This is a genomic window from Pseudomonas cremoricolorata DSM 17059 = NBRC 16634, from assembly GCF_000425745.1.
GTDB lineage: Bacteria > Pseudomonadota > Gammaproteobacteria > Pseudomonadales > Pseudomonadaceae > Aquipseudomonas > Aquipseudomonas cremoricolorata.
In genome coordinates this window covers 149104-162875 of sequence record NZ_AUEA01000007.1, presented here as the reverse complement: position 1 = coordinate 162875, position 13772 = coordinate 149104, and the positions used below count along the sequence as shown (strand labels likewise).

Below are 13772 nucleotides of genomic sequence, written 5' to 3'. Positions count from 1 at the left end.
GAGCGATATGAGCGAAGAGAACGAGCAGTCTACGCCCTGGGCTGGTTGGCTGGGGGGGAAGTGGCCGGAAATTAATTCGCTTGGTTATTCCGCTGGAGCATGTAGGAGGTGTGTAGGCGGACGGTAAACACACCTTGCGAATCTGTCGTCCCCTCCGGCTTCGATGGCACCTTGCTTCGGCTATGCTTCTCGACTCATGTGTAAGGATCGGAGTAGGTTTGACGGCATGGAAGCAGATAAATCTTGTCCTGTAGTTTTGCGAGGCCGAGAAACTTTGGAAATCTTAGCGTTCGAGCATCCATTAGCAGGCTTTCAGCTGGTCAAAGGCAGTGTCGAGCCAGGTGAGTCAACCGACCTGGCTGCGGTTCGAGAGCTGAAAGAAGAAGCAGGGATTCAGTCGATAGCTGGGAGACATTTGGGAGCGCGGCGCTCCATCGTAACTGGGCACACATGGGCATTTCATGAATGTCATGTTGCCCAAGACCTTCCAGATAGTTGGGTGCATTTTGCAGAAGATGATGGAGGCCATGAATTCAGATTCTTTTGGCATCCTCTCATGAGCGAGCCTTCTGAAAATTGGCATCCGCTTTTCAAGGATGCTTTGAGCTTTCTTCGGAAAAGGCTCACTGAAGCCTAAGTGCGCTTACAGCTTTTCCTGGATAGTGAGGCCGGCATCCACTGATGCGGTAGCAAGTGCCCGATTTCACTGGCCCGCTGCGTCGGCAGCCGCATCAGAACGTCTTTGAGATAGACGTACGGATCGTGCCCATTCATGCGCGCTGACTGGATCAGGCTCATGATTGCAGCCGCCCGCTTGCCACTGCGCAGCGACCCGGCAAACAGCCAGTTCGACCACCCGAGTGCCCATGGCCGTATCTGGTTCTCGACCTGGTTGTTATCGATGGGCACAGCCCCATCGTCCAGATAGGGCGTCAGCGCTACCCAGCGTTTCAGGCTGTAATCGAGGGCTTTGGCCGTGGCTGATCCGTTGGGCACCAGATCGCGCTGGGCAAGCATCCACTCATGCAGTGTTTTGCTGATCGGTACCGCCAACTCCTGACGTATTCGCCAACGGTCTTCGTTGCTCATATTCCGAGCCTGGCGTTCAACCTCGTACAAACCGCCAATCGAGTGCAGCGTCTGTTCGGCCAACTGACTTTTGTTCGCGACATGCAGGTCGAAGAACTTGCGGCGAGCATGAGCCATGCAGCCGATATCAGTGATGCCTTGCTCAAAACCGGCTTTGTAGCCAGCGAAGTCATCGCAAACCAGCTTGCCGTTCCAGTCGCCCAGGAAGTTACGTGCATGTTCGCCGGCACGGCTTGGGCTGAGGTCGTAAACCACCGCATCAAGCGCCGAAAACGGTGTCGTGCTGTAGGCCCAGACATAGGCCCGGTGGGTTTTCTTCTTGCCCGGCGCAAGCATTTGCACCGGTGTTTCATCGGCGTGGATTACGCCCTTGCTCAGCACCGCTTCACGCAGTGCATCGACCAGTGGCTGGAGTCGCACGCCAGTTTGCCCAACCCACTGGGCCAAGGTCGAGCGAGCGATGGCCAGCCCGGCGCGACCAAAGATTTTCTCCTGCCGGTACAGCGGCAAGTGATCGGCAAACTTGGCCACCATCACGTGGGCCAGCAGGCCTGCGGTCGGGATACCTTTGTCGATCACCTGCGCCGGCAGCGGCGCCTGGATTAGTGTTTCGCACTGACGGCAGGCCCACTTGCCACGCACGTGTTGCTCGACGGTAAATACACCCGGTGTGTAATCCAGCTTCTCACTGACGTCTTCGCCGATGCGTTGAAGTTGGCAGCCACAGGCGCACAGGGTGTTGTCGGGTTCGTGACGAATCACCGCGCGTGGAAACTGCGGCGGCAATGGCGCACGTTTCGGAGATTGCCGTGGTTCAGACTGTGGCGCAGCTGGAAGGAGCTGCTTTAGCTCGGCCTCATAGCCTCAACATCTGTGTCGAGCAGGTCATCCAGCAAGCTGCTTTGCGCCGGGCTGATTTGCTCGCTGCGCTTGGCAAACTTTTGCCGTTTGAGCAGAGCAATTTCGTAAGTGAGCTGCTCAATGACGGTTTGATCGTTCTGGATCTTCTTGCTCATCGCCTCGACCTGGGACTGCAACTGCAACGCCTGTGCCGCCAAGGCACGAAGCTGTTCCGGAGTCATCTGGTCGAGGTTGGGCGAGGAAGTCATGCCGCCGATTGTTCCAGAGCAGGCACGGGACGACGACACGTAGACCGGCCAAATGCACGGCGGTTACAGCATGCTGATCACACCGCCTGCACCAACGCGCTGCCACGGCAGGCCCAGCACCAAGGCCTGGAGTTGTTCGCTGTCGAGTTCAACCTCACTGCCATGGCGAATGCCGGGCCAGTGAAACTTGCCTTGATTCAGTCGTCGCGCTGCAAGCCAGACGCCCACGCCGTCGTGCCCCAGCACCTTCATCCGGTTGGCCCGGCGATTGGCGAACAGGTAAGCGCAGTGCGGCTTCGCCGCACCGAACACCGCGATCACCCGGGCTAATGCGGTTTCGGTACCAGCGCGCATGTCCATCGGCTCGGTGGCCAGCCAGATCGCGTCGATGCGGATCATTGAGCGACAGCACGGATAAATTGCGCACAGCCCTCGGGATCTGAGATTGGCCATTTCACTGTGATCACTTGGCCGGCCATGGGCAACTCGATGATCACTGACGCCTCGGCCGGCCGTTTAGGGGCGGCTTTTAGTGGGACGAATGCCGGTAGTGAAGCCGCTGAGGGCTGATCTCGATAGAGCGGCATCCATTTGCGGATGACGTTGGCATTGATGCCGTGGCTGATGGCAACACTGGAAATGGATGCGCCAGGTTGCAGGCATTCCTGAACGACCTGGGCTTTGAACGGTTTCGGATAAGAGCTTCGTTGGCGCATGGAAATCCTAGCGATAAGGGCGATCACGTCCGCTTAAAAATACGCGGACACCATCGCCCTTAATGCTGGAGTGCGGAAGGTGATTTCGCCGGACGCTTACGGAGGTGTGGTGGCTTCGAGCCGAGTGGTCGAGTGCCGGAACGCTTGGATTTAATGAGGCCGTATGGCTCGACTGGCGAAAACCTGTAAGGGGTTGGTTGTTTCTCGGGCCGGTTTCGCCTGGCGGCGACCTACTTTTTTGGGAAAAAGTAGGCAAAACCCTGTGCTCCACTAGCCGGCCCTGCACTGCGCTTCGCTCCGTTGCGGGTCCCCTGCGCTCCGGTGCTCTACGGGGCTGCGCGGGCAAGGGTTGCTGCGCAACCCTAACACCTCGCGTCCTCGGCTCCGCCTCGGGTGCGCTGCGCGCACGCCCCTTCGAACACCTGCGCTCCGGCCGGCTACAGTCGCGGTCGGTGGCGCCTGAGACATCGATGTACGAGAAGCGAGCCAAGAGCTAAGAGCTAGAAGCTAGAAGCTAGAAGCTAGAAGCTAGAAGCTAGAAGCTAGAAGCTAGAAGCTAGAAGCTAGAAGCTGAGAGCCAGCAGCCTGCGGCTGGTCAATTCTTTTGCTTGGCGAACGCCGCCTCCAGCGCCTCGTTGATGGTGCGTAGCACCTTGACTCGGGCCCAGCGTTTGTCGTTGGCCTCGACCAGGGTCCAGGGGGCGATTTCGGTGCTGGTGCGGTCGACCATGTCGCCGACGGCGTCGCGGTAGACATCCCATTTGGCGCGGTTGCGCCAGTCGTCTTCGGTGATCTTGTAGCGTTTGAAGGGAATCTGCTCGCGTTCTTCGAAGCGTTCCAGCTGGGTTTGCTGGTCGATCGCCAGCCAGAACTTGACCACCACCACCCCGGCGTTGCTCAGTTGCTCTTCGAAGTCGTTGATCTCGCCGTAGGCACGCATCCAGTCGGCCGGGGTGCAGAAGCCTTCGATGCGCTCGACCAGCACCCGGCCATACCAGGAGCGGTCGAAGATGGTGAACTTGCCGCGCGCCGGCACGTGCCGCCAGAAGCGCCACAGGTAGGGTTGTGCGCGTTCTTCCTCGGTTGGCGCGGCGATCGGCACGATGCGGTACTGGCGCGGATCGAGCGCTGCCGCCACGCGGCGGATCGCCCCGCCCTTGCCGGCTGCGTCATTGCCCTCGAACACCGCCAGCAGCGCATGCCGGCGCATTGCCTTGTGCCGCAGCAGGCCAGCCAGGCGGGCCTGCTCGGTCACCAGCTGTTCCTGGTAATCGGCCTTGTCCAGACGCTGACTGAGGTCGAGAGCGCCGAGCAGGCTCATCTGGTCGATGCTGCGCCCAAGCGGCGCGACGTTGGTCTGGCGTTTGCCTTTCGGCTCGTTGGCAAGCGCCGCCTGCAGGCTTTCCAGCAGAATTCGCCCGACCGCCAGGCTGCGGTAGTGCGGGTCGACGCCTTCGATCACATGCCAGGGCGCGTAGTCACGGCTGGTACGCCGCAGCACGCGCTCGCCGAAGCGCACGAAACGGTCGTAGGTCTTGGACTGCTGCCAGTCAAGCGGGCTGATGCGCCAGCTGTGCAGCGGGTCGTCACGCAGCGCCTTGAGGCGGGTCTTCATCTGCTTTTTCGAGAGGTGAAACCAGAACTTGATGATCAGCGCGCCTTCATCGCAGAGCATCTGCTCGAGGCGCTCGGCACCGGTGATGGCCTGGTCGAGCACGGCGTCCTTGAACTGGCCATGTACCCGGCCCTGCAGCATCTGGCTGTACCAGTTGCCGAAGAACACGCCCATGCGCCCTTTGGGCGGCAAGGCCCGCCAGTAGCGCCAGGCCGGTGGCCGGGCCAGCTCCTCGTCGGTCTGCTGGTCGAAGGTACGCACCTCGATCAGGCGCGGGTCCATCCATTCGTTGAGCAGCTTGACCGTTTCGCCCTTGCCCGCACCTTCGATGCCGTTGATCAGCACGATGACCGGAAAGCGCGCCTGTTGCTTGAGTTCGTACTGGGCATCGAGCAGCGCCTCGCGCAGTGCAGGCTCTTCGGCGTCATAGGTTTCCTTGTCGATGCAGTGGCCGATTTCAGCGGATTCGAACATTGAGAACTCCTTGAGTAGACGGTGAAGACTAGCGGATCGGCGCGCAGCATTAGCGCGGCCAGATCAAGGTCAGGGAAATCAACCGTGCAGATGGCATAACATGGGCGTTCTGCCACCGCTGAGCCGATCATGTCCGACACCCTCCCCTACGCCCAGCTCGACTGGGACGACCAAGGCCGCCCGTATTCACGGCGCTACGACGATGTGTATTTCTCCCGTACCGAAGGGACCTTGGAAACCCACTATGTGTTCATCGAAGGTAATCGCCTTGAGCAACGTTTCGCTGCGCTCAAGGGCCATGAAAGCCTGCTGATCGGCGAAACCGGCTTCGGCACTGGGATGAACTTCTACTGCGCCTGGCAAGCCTTCGCCGCCCATGCCCCGAGCACGGCGCGACTCCACTTCGTCAGCGTGGAAAAACACCCGCTGAGCCACGCCGACCTCAGCCGCGCGGTGCAGCTGTGGCCGGAGCTGGCCGAATTCTGGCAGCCGCTGCTGGCGCAGTACGTGGCGGTACACCAGGGCTTCCAGCAGTTCAGCTTCGCCGATGGGCGCGTCACCCTGACCTTGCTGATCGGTGACGCCATCGAGCAGTTGGCGCAGCTCGATGCGCCGGTCGATGCCTGGTTCCTCGACGGCTTCGCCCCGGCGAAGAACCCGGACATGTGGAACCCCGAGCTGTTCGCGCAACTGGCGCGCTTGTCGGCCCCAGGCACCACCCTGGGCACCTTCACCACCACCGGTTGGGTGCGCCGCGGTCTGGCCGAGGTCGGTTTCAAGCTGCACAAGGTGCCGGGGCTGGGCAAGAAGTGGGAGGTCGCCAGAGGCCATTACCAAGGCGAGCCTGCCGCCCCTGGCGCACCTTGGTACGCGCGCCCGACAAACGTTGGTCAAGCGCGTCAGGCGCTGGTGATCGGCGCCGGGCTTGCCGGCAGCGCCAGCGCCAACAGCCTGGCCCGGCGGGGTTGGCAGGTCACGGTGCTGGAGCGTCACGCCGCAGTTGCACAGGAAGCCTCGGGCAATCCGCAAGGGGTGCTGTACCTCAAACTCTCGGCCCACGGCACGGCGCTGTCGCAGATGATCCTTGCCGGGTTCGGCTATACGCGGCGCTGGTTGCAGCAGCTTCAACGCGGCCACGACTGGGACGCCTGCGGTGTGCTGCAACTGGCCTTCGATGCCAAGGAAGCCGAGCGCCAAGACAAGCTGGCCGCAGCCTTCGACGCCAGTCTGTTGCAAACGCTGGATCAGCAGCAGGCGCAGCACCAGGCCGGCATTGCCCTGCCCTGCGGCGGGCTGTTCTACCCCGAGGGCGGCTGGGTGCATCCGCCAGCGCTGTGTCGGGCGATGTTGCAGCATTCGGGCATCGATCTGCTAACCCACAGCGAAGTGCTGCAACTGCGCCGCGCCGATGGCCTGTGGCAGGCCTGGGCCGGCGAGCGGCTGCTGGCCAGTGCGCCTGTGGTGGTGCTGTGCAACGCCGCCGAGGCGCAGCGCCTGCTGCCCGAGGCGGTGCTGCCGCTCAAGCGCATTCGCGGGCAGATCACCCGCCTGTCGGCGACGGCGGCCAGCCAGACGCTGGGCACGGTGGTGTGCGCCGACGGCTACCTGGCCCCGCCACGTGAAGGCGAGCACACCCTCGGCGCGAGTTTCGACTTCCACAGCCAGGACCTCGCCCCCACTGAAGCCGAACATCGAAGCAATCTCGAGCTGTTGCAGGCGATCTCGCCCGACATGGCCGAACGGCTGAACGTTGGCGCACTCGACCCCGCTCACCTGCAAGGCCGCGCGGCGTTTCGCTGCACCACCCCCGACTACCTGCCGCTGGTCGGCCCGCTGGCCGACCCGGCTGCGTTCGACGTGGCCTATGCCAGCCTGCGCAAGGATGCCCGGCAAGTCCCGGCCATCCCCTGCCCCTGGGTCGACGGCCTGTACGTCAACAGCGGCCATGGCTCGCGCGGGCTGATCACTGCCCCGCTGAGCGGTGAACTGATCGCTGCCTGGGCCAGCGGCGAAGCGCTGCCGCTGCCCCGGGCAGTGGCAGAGGCGTGCCACCCCAACCGCTTCCTGTTGCGGCGGCTGGTTCGCGGCAAGTGAGCGCGACGACTAGCGGACTGGCCAAGCGCTGCGTCTACCAGCGATAGGTCACGGCGCCAATCAGGCTGCGCTCATCGCCATAGCGACACGTGGTGTTGCAGAAGATGTAGCGGGTATTGAACAGATTCTGCGCCTTGGCCTGGACCTGCCAATGCTCGTCGACGTCATAGCTGACCAACGCATCGACCAGCGTGTAGGCCGGAATCTTTCCGCTGTAGGCACTGGGCGTGGTACGCGTAGTGCCGGTGTAGCGCGCCCCGGCACCCAGGCGCAGGCGTTCCAGGCCAAAGCCGGCCAGGCGATAGCTCGCCCATAGGCTGGCGCTGTGATACGGCACCCCTTCGATGCGTTTGCCGACATTCGCGGCGGTCTGGTCCTGAAGCACGTGGCTGTCGGTGTAGGCGTAGCCGGCGGTCAGCGCCAGATCGTCGGTCAGGTTGCCTTTGGCCTCCAGCTCGACACCTTTGGAGCGGGTCTTGCCATATTGCACGTAGGTATTGCTCAGGGTATCGAGGCTCAGCGAGTTCTTCTGGTCCAGTACGTAGGCTGCGGCACTGAGCAGCAGGTCGCGACCGGCCGGCTGGTAGCGCACTCCGACCTCGTACTGCTCACCTTCGAGCGGCGCGAAGGCATTGCCGAACGCCGGGTTGCTGACGTTGGCCGGCTGGAACGACTGGCTGTAGCTGATATACGGGGCCAGACCGTTGTCGGCCAGGTAGACGAGTCCGGCACGACCGGTGGCCTTGCGGTCACTGCGCGTCGCACGGGCGTCGCTGGCGAAGCTGGTGGTAACGCTGTCGGCCCAGTCCTGGCGGCCCGCCAGCAGCAGAACCCAGCGGTCATCGAAAGTGATCTGATCCTGCAGGTAGACCCCCACCTGCCGGCTGTGCAGGTCAGAGCCGCTGTCCGCCGCGGTATTGGCACCGACACCGGTGTGCACCGGGTTGGCCAGGTCCAGCGGCGGCGCCAGTTGGGCCAGCGTGGCGCTGATATAGCGGTGCGAGTCGTAGGTCTTGTGGTAGTAGTCGACGCCCAGCAGCAGCTCATGCTGCCAGCGCCCTTGCTCGAAGGTGAAATCAAGGTTGTTGTCGGTGGTCCAGCCGGTCGAGCGTTCGTCGCGCTCACTGTAGCGACGCAGCAGTTGGCTGCCGACCACGGCCTGAGGGATCAGGTAGTCCCAGTCGGTGTTGGCCTGGAAGTAGCGCAGGCTGTGATTGACCGCCAGATGCTCGTTCAGGCGATGCTCGAACAGATAGCCCAGGGTATCCATGCGGTTGTTGAAATGGTCGTAGCCCGGCTCGCCAACGAACTGGTCGCGCCCGATCTTGTAGCCGGGCGTATCGCTGTAGCTGCTCAGCCCGTAGCTCATTGGCGGGGAGAAACCGGTGTAGGTTTCCTGATGGCTCGCCAGCACGGTCAGCGAGGTGTCCTCGTCGGGGCGCCAGGTGAATGCCGGGGCGATGTAGCGCCGGTCATCATCGACGTGATCGACCTGCGTCGCGCTGTCGCGCCATAGGCCGGTCAGGCGATAAGTGAACTGGCCCTGATCATCGAGAGGCCCGCCGAGGTCGAAGGTGTACTGGCGCCGATCATGGTTACCGATCTCGACGCCCAGCTCATGCAGCGGCTGCGAGGTCGGGCGCTTGCTGACGGTGTTGATCAGGCCACCGGGCGAGATCTGGCCGTACAACACCGATGCCGCGCCCTTGAGCACCTCGACGCGTTCCAGGCCATAGCCTTCGACACTGCCATCGTAGGGATTGGACTGCAGCTTCATGCCGTCGCGCAGAATACCGCCGGTGCCTGCGCCGACGTTGAAGCCGCGCAGGGTGTAGTCGTCTGCGGTGCGGCTGAAACTGCTCGGCTGGCTGCTGAAGCCGGGTGTGTACTTGAGCGCATCGGAGAGGTTGTCACTCTTGCGCTCATCCATCTCGGCACGGGTCACCACCGAGACCGACTGAGGCGTTCTCAGCAGCTCGGTATCGGTCTTGCTGCCGGCCCGGCTACTGGTGGCCAGATAACCCTCAGCTTGCCCCTGCGCCACGCCCGCATTGGCGTCGATGCTGGTGGCCGCGAGGGTCACGCCTTCGGCGTCGGCCTTTTGAATGCCAAGCGCGCCGCTGGCGGTGACCAGCACCGTCAGGCCGCTGCCGCGCAGACTGCGCTGTACCGCTTGCAACGCTTGCAAGTCGCCGCGTATCGCCGGCGCCTGTCGGCCCTCGACGTCAGCGGGTACGAACAGTACCTGCCGACCGCTGGTGTGGCCGATGGCAATCAAGGTGCGGGCCAGCGGGCCGGAGGGCAGATCGAAGGTGTAGGGAACATCAGCGGCATACGAAACGACGCTGGCCGCGCAGGCGCTGATCGCCAGCGGCAGCAAAGGAATGAGGCGCATGGAAATGGCTCGACAGTGTGCTGGAAGAATGCGCGAATGGCGCGGGTCTGCTGGGTATGTGGCGCGACCCGCGGAAATTTTCAGGGTCATGGCAAAAAAACTTCAGGCGTGTTCGATGCGCGTCCAATACCCCAGGTAGTGGGTAATGCGTAACGGCAGCATGTCGCGCAAAGCGTGCAGCGCAGCGCGGCTGTCATCCAGGCTGAAGACCCCGGAAATCCTCAATTCGGCAACCTCGGGGGCGACCTGCAAAATCCCCCGGTGATACGGGCGCAGGTGCTCTATCACGCTTGCCAGCGACTGATCATGCACCTCTAGCAGCCCGCGCACCCAACTGCGCTGGTCGATATGTCGAGGTGCGATGGGCTGCCACAGCTGACCGTCGAAGGCTACGCCCTGCCCCGCCTGCAGCGTCGTTCGCTGCAGCGGCGCCTGTAGCTCCAATGGGCCATCCAGCGCCCACAGCTGCGGTTGCCGAGCCTGCATCGAAAGCACACACGCGCCGCCGTACAGGCGGCTTTCACCCCATGGACAGGCGAGCACGAAGGGCCGCGCCAAGTCCTGCTGCACCGTCGCCATGAGCGCCCCCCGCAACAGCGACACGCGGCGCGCAGTGGCGTGCACGTCGATATCGGCTGAACTCTCGGCGTTGAGCAGCAGACTTGAGCCATCCTCGAGCCGGAAAGTCTTGCGCTGTGCACTGGCCGTGCGCAGATCAGCACCCCAGCGCGCATGCAGCGGCGCACCCGGCACGGTCAACAGCTGAGTGCCGACGGCCAGCGCGCCCAGGCCCAGGGCGCCGCGCAGCAGATGACGGCGACCATGACTGGCGCGCAGCGCCTGAGTCGTGCCCTGACGCTCTGCCAGCGGTCCGAGCGTGCGGGCAAGACGTTGCTGCAACGCCACCCAGGCCTGCCGATGACTGACATCAGCCGCCAGCCACGCCTCGAGCGCCCGCTGTGCGGATTCATCGAAGTGGCCGGAGGTACGCTGCGCATACCACTCGATCGCCTCGGTCACCGCGGGTGGAAGATCGCTCACGGGTCGACCTGATAGCAGGCCTTCAGACCCTGCACGACATATTGATGAACACGCGTCACCGACACCCCAAGCTCAGCGGCGATGGTCGCGTAGGTCAGGCCGTCGAGCTGACTGTAGAGAAACGCCGCACGGGCCTTGGACGACAAACCATCGAGCAGGCGATCGACCTCCATCAGCGCTTCCATCACCAGCCAGTGCTCCTGCGGTGAAGGCGCGGTGGCTTCACCCTGTTCAGCGATGGCCTGCAGGTAGGCCCGCTCGATATCGGCACGCCGCCAGCGGGCGTACAGCAGACGCTTGCCGATGGTGCTCAACAGCGCGCGTGGCTCACGGATGGCGGCCGGGTCAGGCATCGCCACCACCTGCGCGAAGGTTTCCGCCGCGATGTCCGCGGCATCGTCACGGCACCTCAGGCGCAAGCGCAGGCGGTCGAGCAACCAGGAATGGTGTTCGCCGAACAGCCTGCGAAGCACGTCGTTACGCTGCAAGGCATGGGAGGACGTCGGAGGGGTCACGTGCAGGCTGTCATGTGTTAATGGGAATTGTTATCGATGATGTAAGGGTTTTCCTACAAAAGCAATGCTCCCCTGCCAACACCCAATCAAGTCCCACGACGTAGTGAGACCCGTCGAATTTTGAAACGCTACGCCCGCCTGCTACATGCGGCAAAAGGTGGCTGCCCCGACACAGCCAGACGATCACTCGTTCAAGGACATGGGTCTGGTCCCGCCAGGCGGCAATCCGAATAGTCTGCGTACCCCGTTGAGGAAGGCGCCATACGGACGCCCCAGCAGCAGCATGATCAACGCTGCACCGACCACGCCCTTGACCAGGCCCTCGGCAGAGGCGCCACTGAAAGCGATGATCGCGGCGTAGATCGGCACCTGAAAGCTCACCAGCGCCAGGCTGTCCCACAACAGCTTGGACAGGCGCCCTGTACCGGAGAATGTCAGCAGCCAGTCTCGCCAGAGCCCATAGGGCCGGGCCACCGGAATCATCAACGCGGCACCGATCAGGCGCGCGTTGATGACCTGATCCCATTGCATACCGGCGACGAAACGCTCGTTGAGCGCTCCAGTGAGGGTGAAGAAGATCAGCAACGCCGTGGTGTCGGCGATGAACGGGCGATGCTTATGCCAGAAAGTTCTGCCTGAAGGCACGGGTCGTTGCTCCGGGAGCGCTCGGCATTGGATGAAAGGCGCAAGGCGACGACCTGCAGTCATATCAAAGCAAGCATGCTGGCGCCTTGCGGTTAGATCGCATCAAGTCGAGAAATTCACCGTTTCTCACGCTGATCCTGTGGCAGGCCCACCCTGTCACCCACCTGCCGAGCCGGACGACCTCGATGCCTTATAACAGATCGTTCTAAAACTCACACAAATCCCTCCGGTCACTACCTAGGTGCCCAGAATTGGCACACCTCCCCAACGGCAACACCGGTAAGGACTTATGTGCGGATTAGCAGGCGAGTTACGTTTCACCCCCTTTGGCCAGGCGCCACGTCCCGCGGACCTCGCGGCCGTCGAGCGCATCACCCATCACTTGGCCCCACGTGGCCCCGACGCCTGGGGCTTCCATAGCCAGGGGCCGATTGCCCTCGGCCACCGGCGGCTGAAGATCATGGATTTGTCCGATGGCTCGGCGCAGCCGATGCAGGACAACACTTTGGGCCTGGCGCTGGCCTTCAACGGCGCCATCTACAATTTCCCCGAACTGCGTGAAGAGTTGCAGGCGCTGGGCTACAGCTTCTGGTCCGATGGCGACACCGAAGTGCTGCTCAAGGGCTATCACGCCTGGGGCGAGGCGCTGCTGCCCAAGCTCAACGGTATGTTCGCCCTGGCCATTTGGGAGCGCGACAGCCAGCGGCTGTTCCTCGCCCGTGACCGCCTCGGCGTCAAACCGCTGTACCTGTCGCGCACCGGCGAGCGGCTGCGCTTCGCCTCGACCCTGCCGGCGCTGCTCAAGGGCGGCGACATCGACCCGGTGATCGACCCGGTCGGCCTCAACCACTACCTCAACTTCCATGCCGTGGTGCCCGCGCCGCGTACCTTGCTGGCCAACGTGCAAAAGCTCGAGCCGGGCACCTGGATGCGCGTCGACCGCCACGGCGAGATCGAACGCCACACCTGGTGGACCCTGCAATACGGCCCCAATGCCGATGAACAGAACCTCACCCTGGACGACTGGACCAGCCGCGTGCTGGACGCCACCCGCGACGCCGTGGCGATTCGCCAACGGGCTGCGGTGGATGTCGGTGTGCTGCTCTCCGGTGGCGTCGACTCGAGCCTGCTGGTCGGCCTGCTGCGCGAGACCGGCGTCGAAGACCTGTCGACTTTCTCGATCGGCTTCGAAGACGCTGGCGGCGAACGTGGTGACGAGTTCCAGTATTCAGACCTCATCGCCCGCCACTACGGCACCCGCCACCATCAGTTGCGCATTGCCGAACACGAGATCATCGACCAGTTGCCGGCCGCCTTCCGCGCCATGAGCGAACCGATGGTCAGCCACGACTGCATCGCCTTCTACCTGCTCTCGCGGGAAGTGGCCAAGCACTGCAAGGGCGTGCAAAGCGGTCAGGGCGCCGACGAACTGTTCGCCGGCTACCACTGGTATCCGCAGGTGGACGGCGCCGCCGACCCCTACGCGGCCTACCGTGCAGCGTTCTTCGACCGCAGCTTCGAAGAGTACCGCGACACCGTGCAGGCACCCTGGCTGCTCGATGGCGATGCCGCCGGTGACTTCGTGCGTGAGCACTTCGCCCGCCCCGGTGCCAGCGCCGCAGTCGACAAGGCCTTGCGCCTGGACAGCACGGTGATGCTGGTCGATGACCCGGTCAAACGCGTCGACAACATGACCATGGCCTGGGGCCTGGAAGCGCGCACGCCGTTCCTCGACTATCGCCTGGCCGAACTCTCGGCACGTATTCCGGCCCGCTTCAAGCTGCCAGACGGCGGCAAACAGGTGCTCAAGGAAGCGGCGCGACGGGTGATCCCAAGCGAGGTGATCGACCGCAAGAAAGGCTATTTCCCAGTGCCTGGCCTCAAGCACCTGGAAGGCGCCACGCTGGACTGGGTGCGGCAGTTGCTGACCGACTCGAGCCAGGATCGTGGCCTGTTCAACCCGGCTGAAATCGACCGCCTGCTGAGCAATCCACACGGCCAGCTCACCCCCCTGCGCGGCTCCAAGCTGTGGCAGCTGGCAGCGCTGAACCTGTGGCTCAGCGAACAAGGAATCTGATT

General features: G+C 63.2%; 10 protein-coding genes and 1 pseudogene. 3 read left to right on the top strand and 8 right to left on the bottom strand.

Annotated features, from left to right (window positions below; all coding sequences use genetic code 11):
• Window positions 1–226: 226 nt before the first annotated feature.
• The gene (locus H618_RS22405) at window positions 227–637 is read left to right on the top strand and encodes an NUDIX hydrolase (RefSeq protein WP_081673745.1); all 411 of its coding nucleotides are present in this window, start codon (window positions 227–229) and stop codon (window positions 635–637) included.
• Here H618_RS22405 and tnpC read toward each other — a convergent pair.
• From tnpC to pap, 4 genes and pseudogenes are all read right to left on the bottom strand, one after another.
• A pseudogene (gene tnpC / locus H618_RS21500) lies at window positions 634–2198 on the bottom strand (IS66 family transposase). The gene H618_RS22405 and the pseudogene tnpC sit on opposite strands and share 4 nt — an antisense overlap.
• 63 nt (window positions 2199–2261) lie before the next feature.
• On the bottom strand, window positions 2262–2597 hold the full coding sequence (gene tnpB / locus H618_RS23180) for an IS66 family insertion sequence element accessory protein TnpB (RefSeq protein WP_028694834.1): 336 nt from the start codon (window positions 2595–2597) through the stop codon (window positions 2262–2264).
• Window positions 2594–2914, bottom strand: a complete 321-nt coding sequence (tnpA, locus tag H618_RS22400; RefSeq protein ID WP_081673744.1) for an IS66-like element accessory protein TnpA — start codon at window positions 2912–2914, stop codon at window positions 2594–2596. Before tnpA ends, tnpB begins: the two co-directional genes overlap by 4 nt.
• A gap of 595 nt (window positions 2915–3509) precedes the next feature.
• Entirely contained in the window at window positions 3510–5003 is a 1494-nt protein-coding gene (pap, locus tag H618_RS0109385; protein ID WP_028694833.1) for a polyphosphate:AMP phosphotransferase, read from the bottom strand.
• Window positions 5004–5132: 129 nt separating this feature from the next.
• Here pap and mnmC point away from each other — a divergent pair, with 129 nt between their 5' ends.
• Window positions 5133–7097, top strand: coding sequence for a bifunctional tRNA (5-methylaminomethyl-2-thiouridine)(34)-methyltransferase MnmC2/FAD-dependent 5-carboxymethylaminomethyl-2-thiouridine(34) oxidoreductase MnmC1 (gene mnmC, locus H618_RS0109380; RefSeq protein WP_028694832.1), 1965 nt, complete (start codon window positions 5133–5135; stop codon window positions 7095–7097).
• Window positions 7098–7131: 34 nt separating this feature from the next.
• Here the strand turns inward: mnmC and H618_RS0109375 are convergent, their stop codons facing one another.
• The 4 genes from H618_RS0109375 to alaE form a co-directional block, all read right to left on the bottom strand.
• A complete protein-coding gene (locus H618_RS0109375) occupies window positions 7132–9492 on the bottom strand; it encodes a TonB-dependent siderophore receptor (RefSeq protein WP_028694831.1) in 2361 nt (786 codons plus the stop codon).
• Window positions 9493–9594: 102 nt separating this feature from the next.
• On the bottom strand, window positions 9595–10533 hold the full coding sequence (locus tag H618_RS0109370) for a FecR domain-containing protein (protein WP_033727586.1): 939 nt from the start codon (window positions 10531–10533) through the stop codon (window positions 9595–9597).
• The gene (locus H618_RS0109365) at window positions 10530–11048 is read right to left on the bottom strand and encodes a sigma-70 family RNA polymerase sigma factor (protein ID WP_050577267.1); all 519 of its coding nucleotides are present in this window, start codon (window positions 11046–11048) and stop codon (window positions 10530–10532) included. The genes H618_RS0109370 and H618_RS0109365 overlap by 4 nt, the downstream gene beginning before the upstream one ends.
• 183 nt (window positions 11049–11231) lie before the next feature.
• The gene (alaE, locus tag H618_RS0109360) at window positions 11232–11693 is read right to left on the bottom strand and encodes an L-alanine exporter AlaE (RefSeq protein ID WP_028694828.1); all 462 of its coding nucleotides are present in this window, start codon (window positions 11691–11693) and stop codon (window positions 11232–11234) included.
• A 289-nt stretch (window positions 11694–11982) separates the two neighbouring features.
• On the opposite strand from alaE, the gene H618_RS0109355 reads away from it, so the two are divergent.
• On the top strand, window positions 11983–13770 hold the full coding sequence (locus H618_RS0109355) for an N-acetylglutaminylglutamine amidotransferase (RefSeq protein WP_028694827.1): 1788 nt from the start codon (window positions 11983–11985) through the stop codon (window positions 13768–13770).
• Window positions 13771–13772 lie beyond the last annotated feature (2 nt).

Excerpts from the sequence above, each read along its gene's own strand:
- H618_RS22405 (WP_081673745.1), top strand. The coding sequence starts at position 227 with ATGGAAGCAGATAAATCTTGTCCTGTAGTTTTGCGAGGCCGAGAAACT.
- tnpB (WP_028694834.1), bottom strand. The coding sequence starts at position 2,597 with ATGATCCGCATCGACGCGATCTGGCTGGCCACCGAGCCGATGGACATG.
- tnpA (WP_081673744.1), bottom strand. The coding sequence starts at position 2,914 with ATGCGCCAACGAAGCTCTTATCCGAAACCGTTCAAAGCCCAGGTCGTT.
- pap (WP_028694833.1), bottom strand. The coding sequence starts at position 5,003 with ATGTTCGAATCCGCTGAAATCGGCCACTGCATCGACAAGGAAACCTAT.
- mnmC (WP_028694832.1), top strand. The coding sequence starts at position 5,133 with ATGTCCGACACCCTCCCCTACGCCCAGCTCGACTGGGACGACCAAGGC.
- H618_RS0109375 (WP_028694831.1), bottom strand. The coding sequence starts at position 9,492 with ATGCGCCTCATTCCTTTGCTGCCGCTGGCGATCAGCGCCTGCGCGGCC.
- H618_RS0109355 (WP_028694827.1), top strand. The coding sequence starts at position 11,983 with ATGTGCGGATTAGCAGGCGAGTTACGTTTCACCCCCTTTGGCCAGGCG.